13 protein-coding genes are annotated in these 17,914 nt (G+C 59.9%); all 13 read right to left on the bottom strand.

Annotation, left to right across the window (positions count from 1 at the left end):
- Window positions 1–2: 2 nt before the first annotated feature.
- Window positions 3–1,034 (bottom strand): FecCD family ABC transporter permease, encoded by a 1,032-nt coding sequence (locus AO068_RS13240; RefSeq protein WP_058408598.1) that lies wholly within the window; start codon window positions 1,032–1,034, stop codon window positions 3–5.
- Entirely contained in the window at window positions 1,027–2,016 is a 990-nt protein-coding gene (locus AO068_RS13245; RefSeq protein WP_058408599.1) for a FecCD family ABC transporter permease, read from the bottom strand. The genes AO068_RS13240 and AO068_RS13245 overlap by 8 nt, the downstream gene beginning before the upstream one ends.
- Window positions 2,013–2,933, bottom strand: coding sequence for an ABC transporter substrate-binding protein (locus tag AO068_RS13250; protein ID WP_057443621.1), 921 nt, complete (start codon window positions 2,931–2,933; stop codon window positions 2,013–2,015). Before AO068_RS13250 ends, AO068_RS13245 begins: the two co-directional genes overlap by 4 nt.
- A complete protein-coding gene (locus tag AO068_RS13255; RefSeq protein WP_058408600.1) occupies window positions 2,923–4,806 on the bottom strand; it encodes an IucA/IucC family protein in 1,884 nt (627 codons plus the stop codon). Before AO068_RS13255 ends, AO068_RS13250 begins: the two co-directional genes overlap by 11 nt.
- 4 nt (window positions 4,807–4,810) lie before the next feature.
- Window positions 4,811–5,584, bottom strand: coding sequence for an HpcH/HpaI aldolase family protein (locus AO068_RS13260; protein ID WP_002553751.1), 774 nt, complete (start codon window positions 5,582–5,584; stop codon window positions 4,811–4,813).
- Window positions 5,584–7,437 (bottom strand): IucA/IucC family protein, encoded by a 1,854-nt coding sequence (locus AO068_RS13265; RefSeq protein ID WP_058408601.1) that lies wholly within the window; start codon window positions 7,435–7,437, stop codon window positions 5,584–5,586. Before AO068_RS13265 ends, AO068_RS13260 begins: the two co-directional genes overlap by 1 nt.
- Window positions 7,438–7,458: 21 nt before the next feature.
- A complete protein-coding gene (locus AO068_RS13270; RefSeq protein WP_058408602.1) occupies window positions 7,459–8,865 on the bottom strand; it encodes a DHA2 family efflux MFS transporter permease subunit in 1,407 nt (468 codons plus the stop codon).
- Window positions 8,862–10,070 (bottom strand): type III PLP-dependent enzyme, encoded by a 1,209-nt coding sequence (locus AO068_RS13275; RefSeq protein ID WP_058408603.1) that lies wholly within the window; start codon window positions 10,068–10,070, stop codon window positions 8,862–8,864. Before AO068_RS13275 ends, AO068_RS13270 begins: the two co-directional genes overlap by 4 nt.
- Entirely contained in the window at window positions 10,063–11,847 is a 1,785-nt protein-coding gene (locus AO068_RS13280) for an IucA/IucC family protein (protein WP_057402981.1), read from the bottom strand. The genes AO068_RS13275 and AO068_RS13280 overlap by 8 nt, the downstream gene beginning before the upstream one ends.
- A 216-nt stretch (window positions 11,848–12,063) precedes the next feature.
- Window positions 12,064–13,440, bottom strand: a complete 1,377-nt coding sequence (locus tag AO068_RS13285) for a diaminobutyrate--2-oxoglutarate transaminase (RefSeq protein ID WP_058401341.1) — start codon at window positions 13,438–13,440, stop codon at window positions 12,064–12,066.
- Between the two features lie 344 nt (window positions 13,441–13,784).
- Window positions 13,785–16,193: a TonB-dependent receptor gene (locus tag AO068_RS13290; protein ID WP_054078560.1), complete on the bottom strand. Its 2,409-nt coding sequence runs from the start codon at window positions 16,191–16,193 to the stop codon at window positions 13,785–13,787.
- A 69-nt stretch (window positions 16,194–16,262) separates the two neighbouring features.
- Window positions 16,263–17,228, bottom strand: a complete 966-nt coding sequence (locus tag AO068_RS13295; RefSeq protein WP_058401340.1) for a FecR domain-containing protein — start codon at window positions 17,226–17,228, stop codon at window positions 16,263–16,265.
- Window positions 17,225–17,734 (bottom strand): sigma-70 family RNA polymerase sigma factor, encoded by a 510-nt coding sequence (locus AO068_RS13300; RefSeq protein ID WP_058401339.1) that lies wholly within the window; start codon window positions 17,732–17,734, stop codon window positions 17,225–17,227. The genes AO068_RS13295 and AO068_RS13300 overlap by 4 nt, the downstream gene beginning before the upstream one ends.
- Window positions 17,735–17,914 lie beyond the last annotated feature (180 nt).

The following is a 17,914-nucleotide window of genomic DNA, read 5'->3' on the forward strand; positions in this document are numbered from 1 at the left end:
CCTTAATGCCGCTGGTTGATCAATAAGTAGAGAAAAAACGGTGTGCCCAGCACCGCGACAAAAATCCCTGCGGGCAGGTCCAGCGGCAGGAACAGCGTGCGCCCGGCCAGGTCGGCAAGCATTACCAGGTTGGCACCGATCAGCGCCGCCATCAGCGCCTGTCCGGTAAACCCCGGTGGCATCAGGCGTTTGCCAATGTGCGGCGCAATCAGGCCGACAAAGGCAATCGCCCCGCCCCACGCAACCGCCAGACCTGCAAGCGCAACACTCACCAGCAGCAGCCCGGCGCGCAGCCATTGCACGCGCACACCGATGCCCTGAGCCAGATCATCATCGAGCTGCTGCATGCGCACCTGGCGGGCGAGCAGCACCAGCAGCGGTAAAGTCAGCGCCAGCCAGCCCGCCAGGGCGCGGGGCTCCGGCCAACTGGCACCATACACGCTCCCGGTCAGCCAGACATAAGCCGACAAGGTGGTGGTCAGCGGGCTGAACACCAGAACGAACGTCGTCACTGCTGCCAGCAGGGCCGACACCCCTACCCCGATCAGCACCATGCGCAATGGTGAAGCGCCCTGATTCCACGCCAGCAGATAGATGACCAGTGCGGCAAGACCTGCACCGCAGATCGCCGCCAAGGGCAGAAATTGCGCCCCCAAAGCAGCCGAGAAGAATGACAGATACAGCACTGCCGCCGCGCTGGCACCGCTGGTGATACCCAACAGGTCCGGCGAAGCCAGCGGATTGCGGATGATGCTTTGCAGGATCAGCCCGGACACCGCCAGTGCCGCGCCGACGAGTGCTGCCAGCACCAGCCGGGGCATGCGCAGTTGTTCGACGATGAAGACCAGACTTGCATCCGCCTGACCGGTAAAAACATTCAACAGGGTCTCGGGCGACAGGTTGATTTTGCCCACGGCCAGCGAGCCCAGAGCGATCAGCAATGTCAGCGTTGCGCCGATCAACAGACGTATCAATGCAGTCAGGCTGAACTGCCGGGAAAAACCGCAGTAGCGCAGGGTCAGATGCCTATCCATAACGTGCCCCCCGGCGAACCAGCGCAATAAAGAACGGCGCGCCGAACAGTGCGGTCATCACGCCCACCGGGACTTCCTGAGGCACAATCACCACCCGCGCCAGCGTATCGGCCAGCAGCAACAGCGTTGCGCCCAGCAACGCGCAGCCGGGCAGCAGCCAGCGATGATCGATGGACAGTGTCTTGCGTACCATGTGCGGCACCAGCAGCCCGATGAAACCAATGCTCCCGGCCAACGCTACAGCACTGCCCGCCAGGACAATGATCACGATGCTCATCAGCAGGCGAATCAAGCCTGTACGCTGGCCCAATGCGGTTGCGATGGTTTCTCCGGTATTGAGCACGTTGACCTGCCCGGCCAGCACCAGTGACCCGGCCAGTGCCACAACCACGCATACCAGTAATGGCGCGGCGGTGGTCAGATCGCGTTCCGACAAGGAACCGGCCAGCCAGAACAATACGGTGTCCAGGCCGTCCTGATTGACCACCAGCAATGCTTGACTGAACGCGGTAAACAGCGCGGTGATCGCCGCACCGGCCAACACAATTCGCAATGGGTTGAGACTGCCCTGCCCGCGGTTGCCGATTATCCAGACAATAGTCCCTGCTACCGCCGCGCCAATGAACGCGCACCACAGCCACTGGCTCATGGACGAAAGCGTAAACAACGACGAACAGGCAATGATCGAAAACGTCGCCCCGGCATTGATGCCGAACAAACCGGGCGAGGCCAGCGGGTTGCGCGTCAGTGCCTGCATCAGCGCGCCAGCAACCGCCAGACTGGAACCCACAGCGACGGCCATCAGGGTTCGCGTCAGGCGCGTATCGAGCAGCACATGCTCGATAGTGCTAAGCGCATCGGGCTGCCACACACTTCGGACAATCGCAGAGGGCGATATCCAGGTGGCTCCGGTTGCCAGGCTCAATCCCATGCACGCTATCAACACCAACAGTCCCAGACCCAGTTTTACCGCAGCGGTCATGAGGGACTATCCGCCATGGCCACGCGAGCGATTTCATCGAGCATGCGGTTGGCACCCAGAATGCCACCGGACAGGCTCCAGGCAACGGCATCCACGCGCCATACCTGACCATCCTGCGCTGCGCGCAACTGTTGCCAGAACGGGTGTCGGACCAGCTTGTCGTAGTTTTGCTGCGCGGCTTTGCTGTCCGCGCGCTGAAAAATGAAAAACAGGTCGGCATCGACCACAGGCAAACTCTCTTTGCTGCTGAGTTTAAGGGAAACGCCCGTTGCCTCGCGGGCAGTGGGCGTCCAGGCGAAGCCCAGTTCGGTCAGCACCGAACCTGCAAAGCTGGCGGGCAGATAGCTGCGGATATGATCTTCACGAATGTCGAGCACCGACACGGTGATCGGCCAGCGCCCGGCAAACTTCTCCTGCAACCGACTGCGTAACGCCGTCACACGCTGTTGCCATTGGCCAAGCAGGTCCATGGCTTGCTGTTGACGCAGCATGGCAGCGCCCATCATCGCCAGCGTGCGCTTGAACTCGAACACCTCTTCCAGCATCAGCACGGGGCTGATCTGCTCGAGCAACGGCGCGATGCGTTGATGGCGAAAGCGTGATGCGACGATAAGATCGGGCTTGAGCAGCACGATATCTTCAAGGCTAGGCTGGGTTTCCAGGCCCACATGCGGTACCGCCGCCAGCGCCGGGCGCAGGTAGCGGTACATCGGTTTTTCGCTCCAGGAATCCACCACGCCGCACGGCGTCACGCCCAGGGCCACGGCGCTGTCGGACGCCCCCTGAAACAAGGTGACGACTCTTGGTGGCGTTGCGCGCAATGGCTCTGCCCAGACAATGCCGGGCAGCGCCAGTAATCCCAATGACAGGCGCAATACCGTGCGCCGCGAAGGATGCAAATGTTGGTCAGGTTGCACGGCGCAACCTGTGGAACGGGTTGACCACCTCGCCCTTGCCGAACGGCATGCTGCCCGGTCCGCCTGCGCGCTCGATCATGGGTGTAAGCAGGAGTTTTTGCGGCCAGTTGGGGGCTTCGAACAGTTGATGCCTGATCATGGCACGCGCCTCGTCGTCAAATTCGATGGTTGTAATGAGATTATCCAAAACATCGCGCAATACCGTCCACAGCGCTGTTACCGGTACCTCATACACCTGGGCCAGAGTATCCATGATTGCCCGCACGTTTACCTGAATGCCCAGTGTCTGCAGCCAGAACAACAGGTCTTCAGGACGGTCATGATAAAGCGTATTGGCATGGCCTTTCTTGATTCGATATTCCGGGTCGCGCATGCCGTTACGCTCAAGCCAGGGCACGAAAATACGCAACGAGTCGTGGTCGCGCAACAACAGCCCTTGTGCCTGACCGGCTTTCCAGACCATGACTGCGTTCTGGCCATGCACCTCGCCGAGCATGCCCAGGCGGAACATGCGCAGGTTGATGTCGAAGAAACTGTGGCTCAGCTCGCGGAACAGTGTCAGTACCGAAGCCTGATTGCGCGGCAGGTCGCGATAGTCCATCCACTCATCGAAGAAATGCCGATTGCTGCCTGGCAACGGTGTACCCAGCGCCGCCATCGGCAGCAGGCGGCATTCCGGATCGTCGAGCAAGGCTGCCGGATAGCCTCGCACCATGGCCGAAAGATGCCGGGGGCCTTCGTCGAACAGAGTGGCTTGGGGTGGCATGAACGCCCACCATTTGCGTTCGTCGCACAGGTGCAGCGAGCGACTCAGGGTTTCATCCTTGTCGACAACCTGGCGCAACAGTTTTTCACTCAGCCCGCCGTTGATCATTTTCACCGCTGGCAGGTAGCGGGACGCGCCGAGCGAATAGATCGCCATGGGCAATTTGAGGTAATCGGGGCTGTCGAGGCACGGTGTCATCGAACGCAGCGATGAGGTGGCGTATACCGCGGCCTCGTTGAAGGCCAGACGTTGACAATCGCCCCTGGTGAAGGCGTCGCCCAGCTGGACCTGCAGAACATGCTCGAATTGCCAAGGATGAACCGGCAGCGCAACGTGACTGTCGGCAATGCCGCGCTGTTGCAGTTCCTGCTCGAGGACAGCCTGCAGATTCTCTGGCAGCAGGTGGCGAGCAGGGAAAGACTCGTTCAAATCCCCTACTCCGTCACCGCATTGCAGCAAGGTTTTGTCGACGGCGACCCAGTTCAGCGCCACCGGCCGGGCAAACTCGGCCTGATACTGTTGGTATTCCTGCTCGTTCAAGCCTTGCTTGGCTTTGGCCAGTGGATGGTATGGGCGATCACGTAGCGAAGCCCACTGTTCCATTGTCCTGAAGAACGTAGCGCCGTCCTGTGCCATCAGGTTGTGCTCGTCGACTTTATGGTCCAGCGACAACGCGGTCTGCCAGACACTGATGCGCAACACCTCCAGAAACAGCGCTATGCCCTTTTCATTGTCCTCGCGCTCGCTGTCCTGAAGCAGGGTTGTTTTACCGGCGAATACCCATTTCATGAACTCTTCCGGGGACAACTGTGTCCAGCGCTCAGCCTGACGGCCCAGCACCGGCGTGCCGGGCACTTTCTCCCATTGTTGAGTAATGCCTGGGCGCAGCGCGACGCTGATGAAGCGCTGCTCCGAGTCATCGCAGCACCATTCCCAGATTTGCTGTGTGCTGCTCTGCCCTTCAAGTTTTGGGGCTTGCGGGTGGCGCGCTTGCCAGTGAGCGGTGTCCTGCAGGCTCAATGGCTCGCGGCCAAAGAAATCTTCAGCCAGCAGGCAATCGACCAGATCCTGCATGACCAGGTCAGCGGCGAGTGAAGTGAAGTTCATCGGATTATTTTCCTTCTGCTGAATGTTGGGCCAGACGCGCCTGAAGTGCGCGAAAGGCAATGCCGCGCTCATCGCCGAGGACAAAGGCATTGACGCCGCGAGCCTGCCAGCGGGCAGCGTCGCCGTCTTTCCGGGGAATGGTGCAATAGGCGACGCCTGCTGCCTTGGTGGCTTGCCAGGTGGCCAGCAACGCTTGTTGTACATCGGGTTGATCGATCTGCCAGGGCATCCCGAGTGACTGCGACAGGTCTGCGGCCCCTTCCAGAATCATGTCCAGCCCCGGCACACGGGCAATCTCGGCGGCGCGGCGCACGCCTTCGGCGCTTTCGATCATCGCCACTACCATGATCTGCTGATTGGCGGCTTCAACGTACTGCGCCAGGCTGTGCTTGCCGAACGAGCCGGGACGACCGGCGTTGAGGCTGCGGCGGCCCAGCGGGTGGTACTTGCAGGCGGCAATGGCATCCGCCAGTTGCTCGGGGCTCTCGATCATCGGCAAAACGATGCCCTGCGCACCGCCATCAAGCAGGCGCAGCAGGGTTTTCGGATTGAGATCGGCGACCCGCACCAATGGCGTGAGGGCGTAGCTCTCTGCAACACGGATCATGTTCTCCACGGTTTCCGGGTTGATCAGCACGTGTTCCATGTCGATGATCACGAAGTCGAAACCGGCCTCGGCGATCAACTCGATGGCGGCCGGGGCCGGGATCGAACTGATTAGCCCGTACACAGGCTGTCCGCTGCCAAGTCTGCTCTTGAGTGTATTGGTCCTCAGCATCATTGCGGCCTGTAGGTATGCAGCGGGTTAGGCACCGAGCGGAAGCGACGCTCACCGTCACCCAACAGGCGGCGCTTGGTCAGTTCTTCCACTTCATAGGACGGTGCGAAGACATCAAACAGCTCGAAGCGCTCGCGATGCTGCGGGTGCGCACGCTGGTAGTCGAGAATGACGTCGGCGGTCATCTGCCAGAACAGCGCCTCATCCAGCTGGTATTGCTGGCGCAGGAAGATCGCCATTTCGGCCAGGCAGATGAAGAAGAAACAGTCGCAGGAGAAGTCGCGCACCGCATTCACGTCATCGGTAATGATGAACGAGTTACGGTTGAGTTTCGCGTGGCTGTCGGGCAGCGGGACCAGCTCCGGACACAGTTCAGGGCGGCCCAGATGTGCGGGTGAGTAACGCACACCGTCGTGGAAGTCCTTGAGGGCGATACGCTGCGGCCAGCCCTGCTTGACGATAAGCACGATATTTTGACCGTGAGACTCCATGCCGATGCCTTCGGCGTAGAGCATATGGATGATCGGAGGCACCGTGACCTGCAGCAATTGGCGGGTCCACTCTTTAACGCCGTACTGGCGGATCCACGCGTCGATGAACGGTGCCTGCTCACCATCGCTATAGCGGTTTTCCACATGGCTCAGGCCATTGAACGGCACCGCCTGCTCATCGTCCTTGAGGTACTGATGCAGGCTTTCGCGCCATATTGCACCCAGCGTGCCGTAGGTCTGCGCCGAGCGCGCTTCCGGCAGGTGGCGATAGTCGTAACTGACACCGGCAACTTCGCCGAGAATCACAAAATTCAGCGCACGCGCAGTGCTGTCGGTGGCGATTAACTGATGCAGCCAGTCGGTGATGATCGGACCATTAAGCACCGTATGCCGCGCCAGAATGCGCGTGCTGGAGGTGTTGGTCATGCTCATCGCCAGTTTTACGTAAGGTCGCTTGGGCTGGCTGGCATTGGCCAGTGTACGAATCGACTGCTGAGCCTTGTAGACGTCGGTCGAGGTGCCCAGGTAAATCAGCTCGCCGCTGGCCAGTTCCGGGTAGAAAGTCGACACCGTGACGTTGTCCCATTGCCACGGATGCACTGGCATCAGTTGATAGTCCTCAATGGATTTGCCCTGCGCGGCCAGGTCCCGGGACATTTCCTGCCAGCGCTGTGTGCCCAGTTCCTGGCGGATAAACGCCTGGAAATCCATGTTGCGCGAATGACCGACCGACGCGCTCGACTTCGCCACTGCCAGCCAGACCACCCCGAACGGCGTGGCAAATTCGGGCCCGTAGTGACGGTTGTCAGCCAACGAAAAACCGATCCGTGACTTGTAACACGGGTGGTAGCTGTGGGCGTCCATGAAGTGCTGTTCCAAAGCGTCAACGTCCAGCTCATGTGCGGGTTTTGCGGGCTGATAACCCTGACTGCGTGCTTGCAGGTCCTTGAGCTGGGTCTGCTCTATTTCCTGGATGAAGCGTGCCAGATGCGGGCTGTCCTTGAACGGGCTGAGCAGCTCGGTCAACGCCAGATGCACATCCGGCACGCTACGCTCACCGGCGCTGCTCAAGCGTTCAAGGGTGGCGTGATCGAGGCGGATCAGCTCGAAGCTGGTGCTCAGCAGGCCTTCGCAGTGGTACTCCACGCCATCACTGACAGCGACGGTGAAACGATGCCGATGATCGTCCAGCGGCTCGCATCGATAAGGCAGTGCAGCCTCGTACAGCAAGGTTTGCAGCAATTGACCGATTACCCGGCGCTGTACTTGTTGGTAGCGCTCAGCGTTGATATCAGCCAGCCAGGCACCGGTGGCCGTTGAAGGTGAAGCGGTGTTGCGTTTCAGCGGTAAAGGGGTAGCCATGTTCATACCTCGAACGAAAAATTATCGGGGTTCGACCGCGCCGGGCTGTGCCTCGGTGCGTTCGTCGTTAAGGGGGAAACGCCAGGCACACGGCAGTGCCAGCAGGATCAGCAGGCCGGTGGCAATGAAGACTTCACTGATGGCCGAAGGCGTGGCGGCCGGTCCCGCAGTGTTCAGGCGAAACTCCAGCCACAGCGAAGCGATGACAATTGCCAGCGACGCCACAAGCCGGCGGGAAATGTTGTTCATCGCCGCGCCCTGAGTGACCATCGGCTCGGGCAAGGCATTGAGCCCCGCCGTCGTCACCGGCATGTAGGAAAGCCCGAGGCCCGCGCCACGAATCATCATCAGCACGAACACCACGCCGATCGCCGTATCCGCCTTGAGCATGCCCAGCGCCAGGGTTGAAGCACCGGTCAGCAGCAGGCCGATGGCGACTACTGTGCGCGGACCGTGCCGGTCCAGCGCCTTGCCACCCCACTGCCCGAACAGGCTGGCGAACGCGGCGGTACACAGCAGGGCCAGACCGGTCCAGATCGGGTTGTATCCGAGTACTGTCTGCACCAGCAGCGGCAACAGGACCAGACATTCGAACATGCCGACCGACTGCACGACGGCAACGATCACGCTCAGACGGTAACCGCGCAGGTTGAACAGACGCAGATTCAGCAGCGGCGCCTTGCGACTCAACTCGACCCTGACGAAAGCAATCAGACAGGCCACGGCGACCAGCACCATGCCCTGATTGAACGGGTCGAGCAGTGCCTCGGCGCGGTGCATGCGGCTGATGGCGATCATCAGCAAGCCGATGCCCGAGGCAACCAGCAAATAGCCGATCAGGTCGAACGGTTTGCGCTCGACAGGCTCGGAGTCTGGCAGCACGCCGACACCCAACAGCAAGGCCAGCAGGCCGATGGGCACATTCATCAGGAACAGCGAGCGCCAGCTGAACCACTCCAGCATCAGGCTGCCGCACAGCGGCCCCAATGCCGGAGCGAGCATTACCGCTGCGCTCCAGAGCCCGGTCACCCTGCCCCGTTCGTGCTTTTCATATACGGAGAAAATGATCGCCAGCGACAACGGGATCATCAACCCGCTGGCGATGCCTTGCACCACCCGCGCAGTGATCACCAACGCGATGGAGTTGCCGAGCGCGCCCAGCAGCGAGCCGCCAATGAATAGCGCCACGCCCCATAGGTACAGGCGTTTGCGGCCAATGCGCTGACTGAGAAAGCTGGTCAGCGGCATGGTCATGCCCATGCTGGTCATGAACCCTGCAACGATCCAGGTGGCCAGCAGCGGACCGACCTGAAACGCCTCCATGAACGTTGGCAGCGCCGGGTTGAGCGAGCTGTTGCTCAGGCTGACAGTCAGGGTACCGAGCAGCACATTGAACACTACCCAACGGCGTGGGACGTTCAGACTCATGTGCGAACCCGTTCACCGTTGCGCACAAAGTGCTGTACCGGTCTTGGGTGACAGAGAAAATCGACATGGGAGATGTTGTAGCCATAAGCCCCTGCCAGCGGCAACACCAGCAGATCCCCGATGTTCACGTCTTTGAGCGGCTGTCGGCGGCTCAATACATCCTTTGGCGTACACAACTGGCCAACCACGGTGTAGGACTGCTCCGCAGATGCGCCCGTCGCTGGCACACTCGGCACATGAATAACCGGATGGTCATGGCCTTGCGCAACCGGCAGACGAAACTGGTGAGTGCCGCCGCGGCAGACCAGAAAATGCTCGCCGTGACTGGTTTTTCTGTCCAGCACTTCAATAGCGTAATAACCGCAATAGGCGCTGATGAAACGTCCTGGTTCAAAGCGCAGGATCGGCGCGTCACGCTGCTCGCCCAGGCGTTTTTCCAGATAGCGGCACAGGCGCTGCCAGTCGAACTGCTGACTGTTCAGATAATCGACGCCAATGCCGCCGCCGACGTTGAAATGGGTCAACTGCTCCGGGTAGCTGGCCAGTGCTTTCCATTCCTGCCAGCGCTGCAGGTAGAAATCCAGCAACTGCTCATGACGCTCAACCGACATCTGATGCGACATGGCGTGTACATGGAAACCCTTGAGCGTCAGGTGGCTGGCGCTGTCTACGCGCCTGACCGCCTCGGCCAGATCGGCTTCGTCAATGCCAAACGGTGTGGCGGTGCCGGCCATCGCCAGCTTGCTCGACTGCGCGGCTGGCAACTGTGGGTTAATGCGCAGAAACACCGGCTGCACGCGCCCGGTTTCTTCTGCCAGCTGTTGCAGACGCGCAATTTCGTTGAGGCTTTCCAGATGGATGGCTTCAACCTTGTTCAGCAACGCCGAGCGCAAGTCGGAATCCAGCTTGCCAGGGCCGGAGAACACGTAGGGTTTGCGTGTCGGGCAGGCCATTACCCGCTCGATCTCGCCCCCCGAAGAGATTTCAAAGCCACTGACCAGCGGAGCGAGGGTTTCCAGCATCAATGCTTCGCTGTTGGCTTTGATCGCGTAATACAGCTCGACGCCCGCAGGCAGCGCGGCCATGACATCAGTGACATGCTGTTGCAACGCATCCAGATCGTAGACGAAAGCCGCCAGCGGGTCGGTTTCCAGTGCCTGAGCTTCTTTGATGGCGGCCAGCACGGTTTCCGGCAACTTACGCATAACGCGCCTCCTTGGCCCATGGTGAGGCGAGGCGCACATAATTGGCCTCACGGTCGGCCTTGGCGGCCAGACGCACCTTGAGGTTGGTCTTGCAGGCAATCGACTGGCCGGCGATCAGTGCGTCCAGCTCTGGAGCAGGCAACACCAACTCGTCGCGGATGCGTTGCAACTGCCGTTCGACCCGCTGCCACATCAGCGGCGCCAGGTGCGGACGTTCCCAGCTCAAGGCGAGCACGGCCTCGGACAGGTTGTTGATCAGCAGGCAATAGGTGATGCGATTCCAGCCTTGTTCGCGGGTGTAGAGCAATGACTGCCGAATCCGCGGGTGCAGCCCGACCTGAATAGCCTTGATGCCCAGTTCATCGGTCAGTTTGACGCCTTCGAAGTCGCGTAACAGCAGCTGCTGAGGGCGTCCGTTATCGTGAATCAGCACCGCATTCTGCAAATGCGGCTCCATCACGATGCCATGATTGAAGAACAGCGCCATGACCGGGCGCAGCAGCAAGGCCTGGTATTCATCGAACCAGTCCAGCAGGTGCGGGTCCTCAAGTTCACCCCCGTTGAAACGCTCAAGGAAGTCGTGCACCAAAGGCCGCGAACGCAGATCACGCGCAAACAAGGTGCCCGCCATCACGCTTGAATCAGCGCCGGAACGACGACAGAAGTTCTCGCGCAGAATGGCGCCGGTCTGCTCGCGAAACCAGTGGCCGTCGCTCTCGCTGGCGCCTTTGGGTGCCCAGCTCATCGAACCCGGTTCAGCCACGGTGGACAGCCCGCCGAGGGTTTCTGGCCGTGTCTGCTGCAAGCGCTGAAACAATTCGTCGATGATCAGCGTGCTTTCCAGTTCGTACCAGGCGTTTTTCCTGACGCAGTTGGTAATGCGCACATTCAGTGAGCCCTTGATGAAGTAGTCATGCCCTTCGATGTACCAGGTGCGCATCGAAGCCGTCGGGCTGGCCAGCAGGCCACTGGCCCCCAGGTCCGAGATGTCCCCCAGCTCAAGCAGCCTTTGCACGCGACGGTCCTGCATGAACAATTGCGCCTGTACCGGATGCATGCAGATCAGCGCATGCCCGGGCCTGGCCCGCGATTGATCCGCGAACCCTGACATCACCTCGGCTTCGCTCAAGCCATTGGAGGTGACTCGCAGCCCGTCCAGCGGCACTTCGAACAGATGCAACGCGGTCTGCGCCTGAAACTCCGGGGCGTAGGTCTCCTGCGCCAGATGCTCAGGCCACAGACGCGCCTTGGGTGCCGGGTGATTGGGATGGCCGAACCACAGGCCCTGTTCGCTGGCCAGATAACCGCTCAGCGGTGCCGGGTGCTGGCCGGTCATGTTGTGCGCCACGATGGCAGCGGTCAGGTGCTGGCTTTGCAGAACCTGATCGAGCAGTTCGTCGTTGCTGGCCCGGGTCATGTGCTCACACGCCGTCAGCAACTGCTGGGCAAATTCGGCAAAAGCCAGGCAGCGCCAGGTACTGTTGCCGTTGCGTGCGTAGACATCGGACAGGTAACGATGGCTGCCCAGATGGTCGCGGCGGTCCACCAGCACGAAAAACTGCTGCTCATTGGGCAGGCTGATGGTGAGTGGAATGCCCTTCCATTGCCCGCCATCCACGAAACTGCCCGGCGCAATACCTTGCATTCCCTGGGGCCAAGTGTAATGAAGGCACTGTTCAGGCAGTGCGAACTCCTTGATCAGGCAATTAAGTAATGCACGAGTGGTTGCCAGCTCGCTCACCATGTTTGATAAAACGGTGCGATCGGTATTAGTCATGTCTGCTCCACAGTCGCCTTGACGCTTACTGTTTAAGTGACGTCGCAACAAGCGTTGATCTATCGCTTGTGGCACAACGGCTTAACTGTCGGTGTGGCTTATTGTCTGCAACAAGCCAATTGATAATCTCTGCACGGCGTGCAATGGGTTCGCTCAGTCAAACGTTGTGTGCGTGTTCTGTTTCAAGCGCGGTGATAACGTCATTGCTATTACTGCTTACTTGCGCAGCTGGGCCAATGCAGCCTTGAGGGCATCCTCGAATCGCTGGATGACCAGTTGGCATTGTTCTTCGGTAATGATCAGCGGCGGCAGCAAACGAATCACGTTGCCATTTCGGCCGCCGCGCTCAAGTAACAGCCCCTGTTTGAAACAGTGCTGCTGAATGGCAACGGCCAGTTCCGGGTCCATTGGCAAGCTGCCGAGGCGGTCCGCCGGTTTGCGCTCATCGACAATCTCGATGCCGAGCATCAGCCCGCGTCCGCGCACCTGGCCCATCATCGGATAACGTTGCTGCAAAAGGCCAAGCTGTGCCTTGAGCCAGTCACCGCGTTTTGCGGCCTGGGCAGCGAGGTTTTGCCGTTGCAGCACTTCAAGGGTCGCGAGGCCGGTGGCCATCGCCATCTGATTGCCGCGGAAAGTACCCGCGTGATTGCCCGGAGCCCAGGCGTCGAACTCGCGCTTGAAGCCGAGCACGGCCAACGGCAGGCCGCCACCGACTGCCTTGGACATGACGATGACATCGGGCTCGATCCCGGCGTGTTCGAAGGCGAACATCTTGCCGGTACGGCCGAAGCCGGCCTGTACTTCATCCAGAATCAGCAGAATGCCGTGCTTGCGGGTCACTTCGCGAATCTGCTGCAACCACGCAGCCGGCGCGGGATTGACACCGCCCTCGCCCTGCACGGCCTCGAGGATCACCGCCGCTGGCAGCGATACGCCGCTTTCGACGTCTTCGATGAACTGCGTGAAGTAGTAACTCAGTGCCTCGGTGCCGGCTTCACCGCCAATACCCAACGGGCACCGGTACTCATGAGGGTACGGCAGGAATTGCACGCCGGGCATCAGGTTGGTGACGGCATTTTTCGGCGCGGTGTTGCCGGTCAATGCCAGAGCACCGTGAGTCATGCCGTGGTAAGCGCCGGAAAAGCTGATGATGTTATGGCGACCGGTGGCAGTCTTGGCCAGTTTGATCGCTGCTTCGACAGCATCGGCACCGGACGGCCCGCAGAACTGCAGGCAGTAATCGCGTCCCTGGCCCGGAAGCAGGCTCAGCAGCGTCTCGCTGAAGGCATCCTTGACCGCAGTGGTCAGGTCAAGGGTGTGCATGGGCATTCCGGACGTCAGGAAGCTGTCGAGGCTGGCCATGATGGCTTCGTGATTATGACCCAGAGCCAGTGTTCCGGCACCGGCCAGGCAGTCCAGATACGTAGTGCCTTCAACATCGGTGACCCATACGCCGTGTGCCTTGGCGATGGCCAATGGCAACTTTCGCGGGTAACTTCTTACATTGGATTCAAATTTGCTCTGCCTGTCCAGATAGTTGGCATTGGTTTTCTGCGACGTAGTAGACTGCAATAAGCCATTATTCAACATCGGTTAGTCCTCGCTAAATGCTGGATGCAAACTATTATCATTTCCTTGAAAGTGCAACCCGTTGTTTCAAAAAACAAGATGAAATTTAAATGAACATTATTGCTTACTTAAAAAGTTGCAAGGCACGCGAATACGCCGCCCTGTACGTCGGAATTATTCAAAGTGCCATCACTCAGAGGGGCGCTTGTTATTTATGTAAAACACCGAAAGAGAGTCTTATATAACAGACTCTTCTATGCTCATACTCAGGTTAATTATTTAATAGCCGCACAAGTTATTCCTCGATGAGGACTGCCAGTTTTTTCACTACGCGGGTGAGCCCTTCCCTGGGCTGCGCGGTTGACTCAGAACCCGATAGTCGCTGACAGCAGATAGGTCCGGGGTGTCGACAGGGTCAGTCCCGGCTCGCTGTCATCCGACGCTCCGGCCGAACTCCAGTAATACTTGTTCATGACGTTCTCGACATTGGCCCGCAGTGTGATGTCCTTCTGATCGACCTTGAACGCATACCGCGCGCCTACGTCGAAGCGCTCGGAAGAATCGATGCTTTTGCTGTTGGCCTGGTCCAGGTACTGCGAGCTGGTGTAGATGCCCCGCCCGGTCAGGGTCAGGCCCTTGACGCTCGGCACGTCCCATTCTGCGCCCAGATTGACGTTGTACTCGGGGGTGGCAGGTGCGCGATTGCCATCGAACGTGCCGTTGACGGTGTTGGTCAGCTCGCTGTCGATGTACATCACCCCGCCCAGCAGGCGGAAGCCCTTGAGCGGTTCGCCGAACATGGTCAGCTCGACGCCGTCGTTGCGGCGCTTGCCGTTCGGGCCGAAGACGCGCGAGGTTGTGTTGGTCTCGTAGGCCGGTTGCTTGATACGGAATACGCTGGCAGTGAAGGCGTATGACCCCAGGTCATATTTGGCCCCGACCTCGATCTGGCGGCTGACGAAAGGCGGGAAGATCTGGTCTTCGTTCACCGACGTCGACGGCGCGATCTTGCCCTGGCTCAAGCCTTCCATGTAGTTGGCATATACCGAGAAGTCGTCGGTCACTTTGTACAGAATGCCGCCTGAAGGTGAGACCTTTTCCTCGTCGTAGGAGGTGTCGCCCTTGACGTTGTCGGTCCAGTCATCAACCTTGACTCGCTGCCAGCGGGCACCGAGTGTCAGCAGCAGGCGGTCATCGAAAAAGCCCAGTGTGTCGGTCAGGGCCACACCGCTGAAGCGGTTCTCGGTGTAAACCTTGGAGTCGGCCCGCGTAGGGTTGGAGGGTGTCGGCGTGTCGACCGGATTGTAGAGATTGCTCGGCGCGGCTGCGTAGCGTGCACCACCGTTTTCAAAGTCCATGTAGAAATAGCTGGCAGCCAGATTGACCTCGTGGCTGACCGGTCCGGTATTGAACCAGCTGCGTGCGCCGGCAGTGGCTGTGCGAACATTTTCGTCGCGGGTGAAGTCGCGCGGCTGAACGCTGAAGTCACCTGCATCGTTGGTGACCGATACCGCATGGCGCAGGAAGTCATGGTTACTTTTCCGAGCGCCGACACCGCCGTACAGCATCACCGAGTCACTGAGGTCATATTCGGCATTCACTGCGCCGAACGTATCCTTGGTGCGCGCCTTGCTCCAGGACTGCGCATAGTTGTCACGCACGTCGTTGGCGTTGGGCACCTTTGCATTGGCACCCACCTGCACGCGTTCCTGCGGAGCATCGGTGTCGCGTTCGGTGTGCCCGATATCCGTCGACAGGCGCAAGCGGTCGCCGCGGAAATCCAGGCCCAGCACGGCCATTTCGCGATCAACGCTCTGATGATCCCATTCAGTGTCGCCAGACTGCTTCACGCCATTGAAACGGATACCGAACTTGTCGTCCTCGCCAAAGCGACGGGCCACATCCACCGCCGCGCCTGCCTGCCCTTTGGACGCATAGCTGGTGGTCAGCTCGGTGATGGGTTTATCCGTTGCGCGCTTGGGGACCACGTTGATCCCCCCGCCGACACTGCCGCGCGGCGAAATGCCATTAATCAACTGGCTCGGGCCCTTGAGTATGTCTACCCGCTCGGCCATTTCCATGTCGATGGTGTATGTGGGCAGAATGCCGTACAAGCCGTTATAGGAGACGTCGCTATTGAACAGGCTGAAGCCGCGAATGGTGAATTGTTCGTAACGCCCGCCTGCCGGGTTGGTGGCACGCACCGACGGGTCGCTGGCAATCAGGTCGCCAAGGGTACGGGCCTGCTGGTTTTTAACCGCATCCTTGGTGTAAGTGGTCATGCTGAACGGCGTTTCCATGAAGTCCCGCGAACCCAGCATGCCTTGCGAGCCTTTACGTGCCACCTGGCCGCCTGCGTATTCCTGGCCATCGGTAGAGCCGCTGTCACCGACAATCGAGGTGGGTGCGAGTTGCAGGCCTGCGCTCGCGCTGTCAGGTGCCGGGATCAGCGTGTAAGCCTGCTCTCCGACGGGTACCAGTTGCAGACCGGAACCTTGCAGCAAGCGCGCAAAGCCTTCCTCGACCGCGAATTCGCCGGACAACCCCGAACTGTTTCGACCGTTCACCAGCGCAGGGTCTACCGAGAGGTTGACCCCGGCCTGACCGGCAAAGCGGGTGAGCGCGGCGCTCAGGCTGCCAGCCGGCACCTCATAGGCACGTTTGCCCGAGGTTTCGGCCCAACTGGTCGATACAAACAACGGACTGGAACTCAACGTCAGCAACAGGCTGAAATGCAAAAGCGGACGCAAACGGTAGGAAGACACTGCGGACATAGAGGGAAACTCTCGTATTTTTTGTGCACTTACCTGAAATGACCAGCGAGACAAAAAAAAGGGACAGCTTCACGCATTATTTTTTGTCGAAATGTTTTTTCGAGGCACCAGCGTGACCCAGTAACGGGTCCGCATCTGCACGTCCACCGGCAGGCTGGCAGCCAGTAACGAAAGCACGCGGTCGGTATCATCGAGTCTGAAACTGCCCGTCACTCGCAAGGTTTCAAGTGCCGGCTCCCAGCGCAGCAAGCCAGGGCGGTAGCGGCCAAGCTCGCGCAGGAAATCGCCCAGAGACTGGTTCTGTGCGGTCAATACATCGTCGCGCCAGCCGGGCAGTAAGGCGTCGAAGGCGCTGACAGGCCCGGCTCCGCCCTGTTTGAGGCTGACCTGTTGTTGTGCATGCAATACCAGCACCGGCCCCTGCAGCGGATAGAGTTGCACCGCGCCGCTGACCACCGACACACGGCAGTCGCTCTGGTTGAGACGTACACAGACTTCACTCTGACTGACCACGACGCGCCCGTAGGGGCCCTCGATGGTCAGTGCTGCCCTGCCCTGCACCTTGAGTGCGATCTCGCCACGCACAAGGGTGACTCGACGTGCACCCAGATCAACATTCACCGCGCTGTCGGTGTTCAGTTGCAAGGTGCTGCCGTCGGCCAGGGACAGACGTTTGTGCTCGCCGACGGAGGTTTGCAGGTCGGCACGCCAGACATCCAGCGGCAACTGACGGCCCACCAGCCAGGCGGTAGGGACCAATGCCACAGCGCCCAACGCCCTTTTGAGCGCCGCGCGTCTTGCTTTGTCGGGACGATCCAAAGTAGCCATAGCCAGATTGGCAGGCAGGCCGAAAAAACGCTGCCGCAGCTGTTGCGCCTTTTGCCAGGCGCGCTCATGACTGGCAGAGCTGTCGCGCCAGTGCTGCAGCATGGCGTGATCTTCTTCGCTGGCGCCGCCGGATTCCAGAAGCGCCAACCACTGCGCCGCCCTGCGTACTATCTCGCGTTCTTCGTTAGAAGGTGCCGAGCGAATCACCAATCCACCAGCAGGCAGTGTTCGTAGGCTTGCGCCATATAACGTTTGACGGTGCGTTCGGAAACATCCAGGCGCTCTGCGATTTCCCGATACCCCAGCCCCTCGAGCTGGCTCCAGAGAAACGCCCGGCGCACCACTGCCGAAAGACCGTCGAGCAACTCGTCCAGCGCCTGCAGGGTTTCCAGCAGCAGCCAGCGCTGTTCGGGGGACGGCACGCTGTCTTCAGGCAACTGCGCCAGCGCTTCGAGGTAAGCCTGTTCCAGGCTGCGGCGAGTATAGAAATTACTGAGCAGGCGCTTGCCCACGGTCAGCAGGTACGCGCGTGGCTCCTGCATATCGGCGATCTGCTGAGAGCTGGACAGTACACGCAGGAACGTATCCTGACTCAGGTCCGCAGCATCCCAGGCATTGCCCATGCGTTTACGCAACCAGCTTTCCAGCCAGCCATGATGATCGCGGTAAAGGGAATGCAAGGTCTGCTGTGATAGCGTCGCTGCTTCAGTCATGTCAAAAGCCTTGAGCGATGGGTGCGCCAAATGAGACTGATTCTAATTAGTGTTATATCCCGAGTCCACGCTCTTTTTTTCAAAAAGCCCGCCGCCGCTGCGTAAAATCGGGGTCATTGGTCCGCAATGCGTTGATCTGCGCTGTATACAAGTGATTCACTCGAGCGACAAATAAACGCG

The organism is Pseudomonas sp. ICMP 3272 (assembly GCF_001466905.1).
Taxonomy (GTDB): Bacteria; Pseudomonadota; Gammaproteobacteria; order Pseudomonadales; family Pseudomonadaceae; genus Aquipseudomonas; species Aquipseudomonas amygdali.

Excerpts from the sequence above, each read along its gene's own strand:
- AO068_RS13280 (WP_057402981.1), bottom strand. The coding sequence starts at position 11,847 with ATGACTAATACCGATCGCACCGTTTTATCAAACATGGTGAGCGAGCTG.
- AO068_RS13255 (WP_058408600.1), bottom strand. The coding sequence starts at position 4,806 with ATGAACTTCACTTCACTCGCCGCTGACCTGGTCATGCAGGATCTGGTC.
- AO068_RS13265 (WP_058408601.1), bottom strand. The coding sequence starts at position 7,437 with ATGGCTACCCCTTTACCGCTGAAACGCAACACCGCTTCACCTTCAACG.
- AO068_RS13285 (WP_058401341.1), bottom strand. The coding sequence starts at position 13,440 with ATGTTGAATAATGGCTTATTGCAGTCTACTACGTCGCAGAAAACCAAT.
- AO068_RS13245 (WP_058408599.1), bottom strand. The coding sequence starts at position 2,016 with ATGACCGCTGCGGTAAAACTGGGTCTGGGACTGTTGGTGTTGATAGCG.
- AO068_RS13240 (WP_058408598.1), bottom strand. The coding sequence starts at position 1,034 with ATGGATAGGCATCTGACCCTGCGCTACTGCGGTTTTTCCCGGCAGTTC.
- AO068_RS13275 (WP_058408603.1), bottom strand. The coding sequence starts at position 10,070 with ATGCGTAAGTTGCCGGAAACCGTGCTGGCCGCCATCAAAGAAGCTCAG.
- AO068_RS13290 (WP_054078560.1), bottom strand. The coding sequence starts at position 16,193 with ATGTCCGCAGTGTCTTCCTACCGTTTGCGTCCGCTTTTGCATTTCAGC.
- AO068_RS13260 (WP_002553751.1), bottom strand. The coding sequence starts at position 5,584 with ATGCTGAGGACCAATACACTCAAGAGCAGACTTGGCAGCGGACAGCCT.
- AO068_RS13270 (WP_058408602.1), bottom strand. The coding sequence starts at position 8,865 with ATGAGTCTGAACGTCCCACGCCGTTGGGTAGTGTTCAATGTGCTGCTC.
- AO068_RS13300 (WP_058401339.1), bottom strand. The coding sequence starts at position 17,734 with ATGACTGAAGCAGCGACGCTATCACAGCAGACCTTGCATTCCCTTTAC.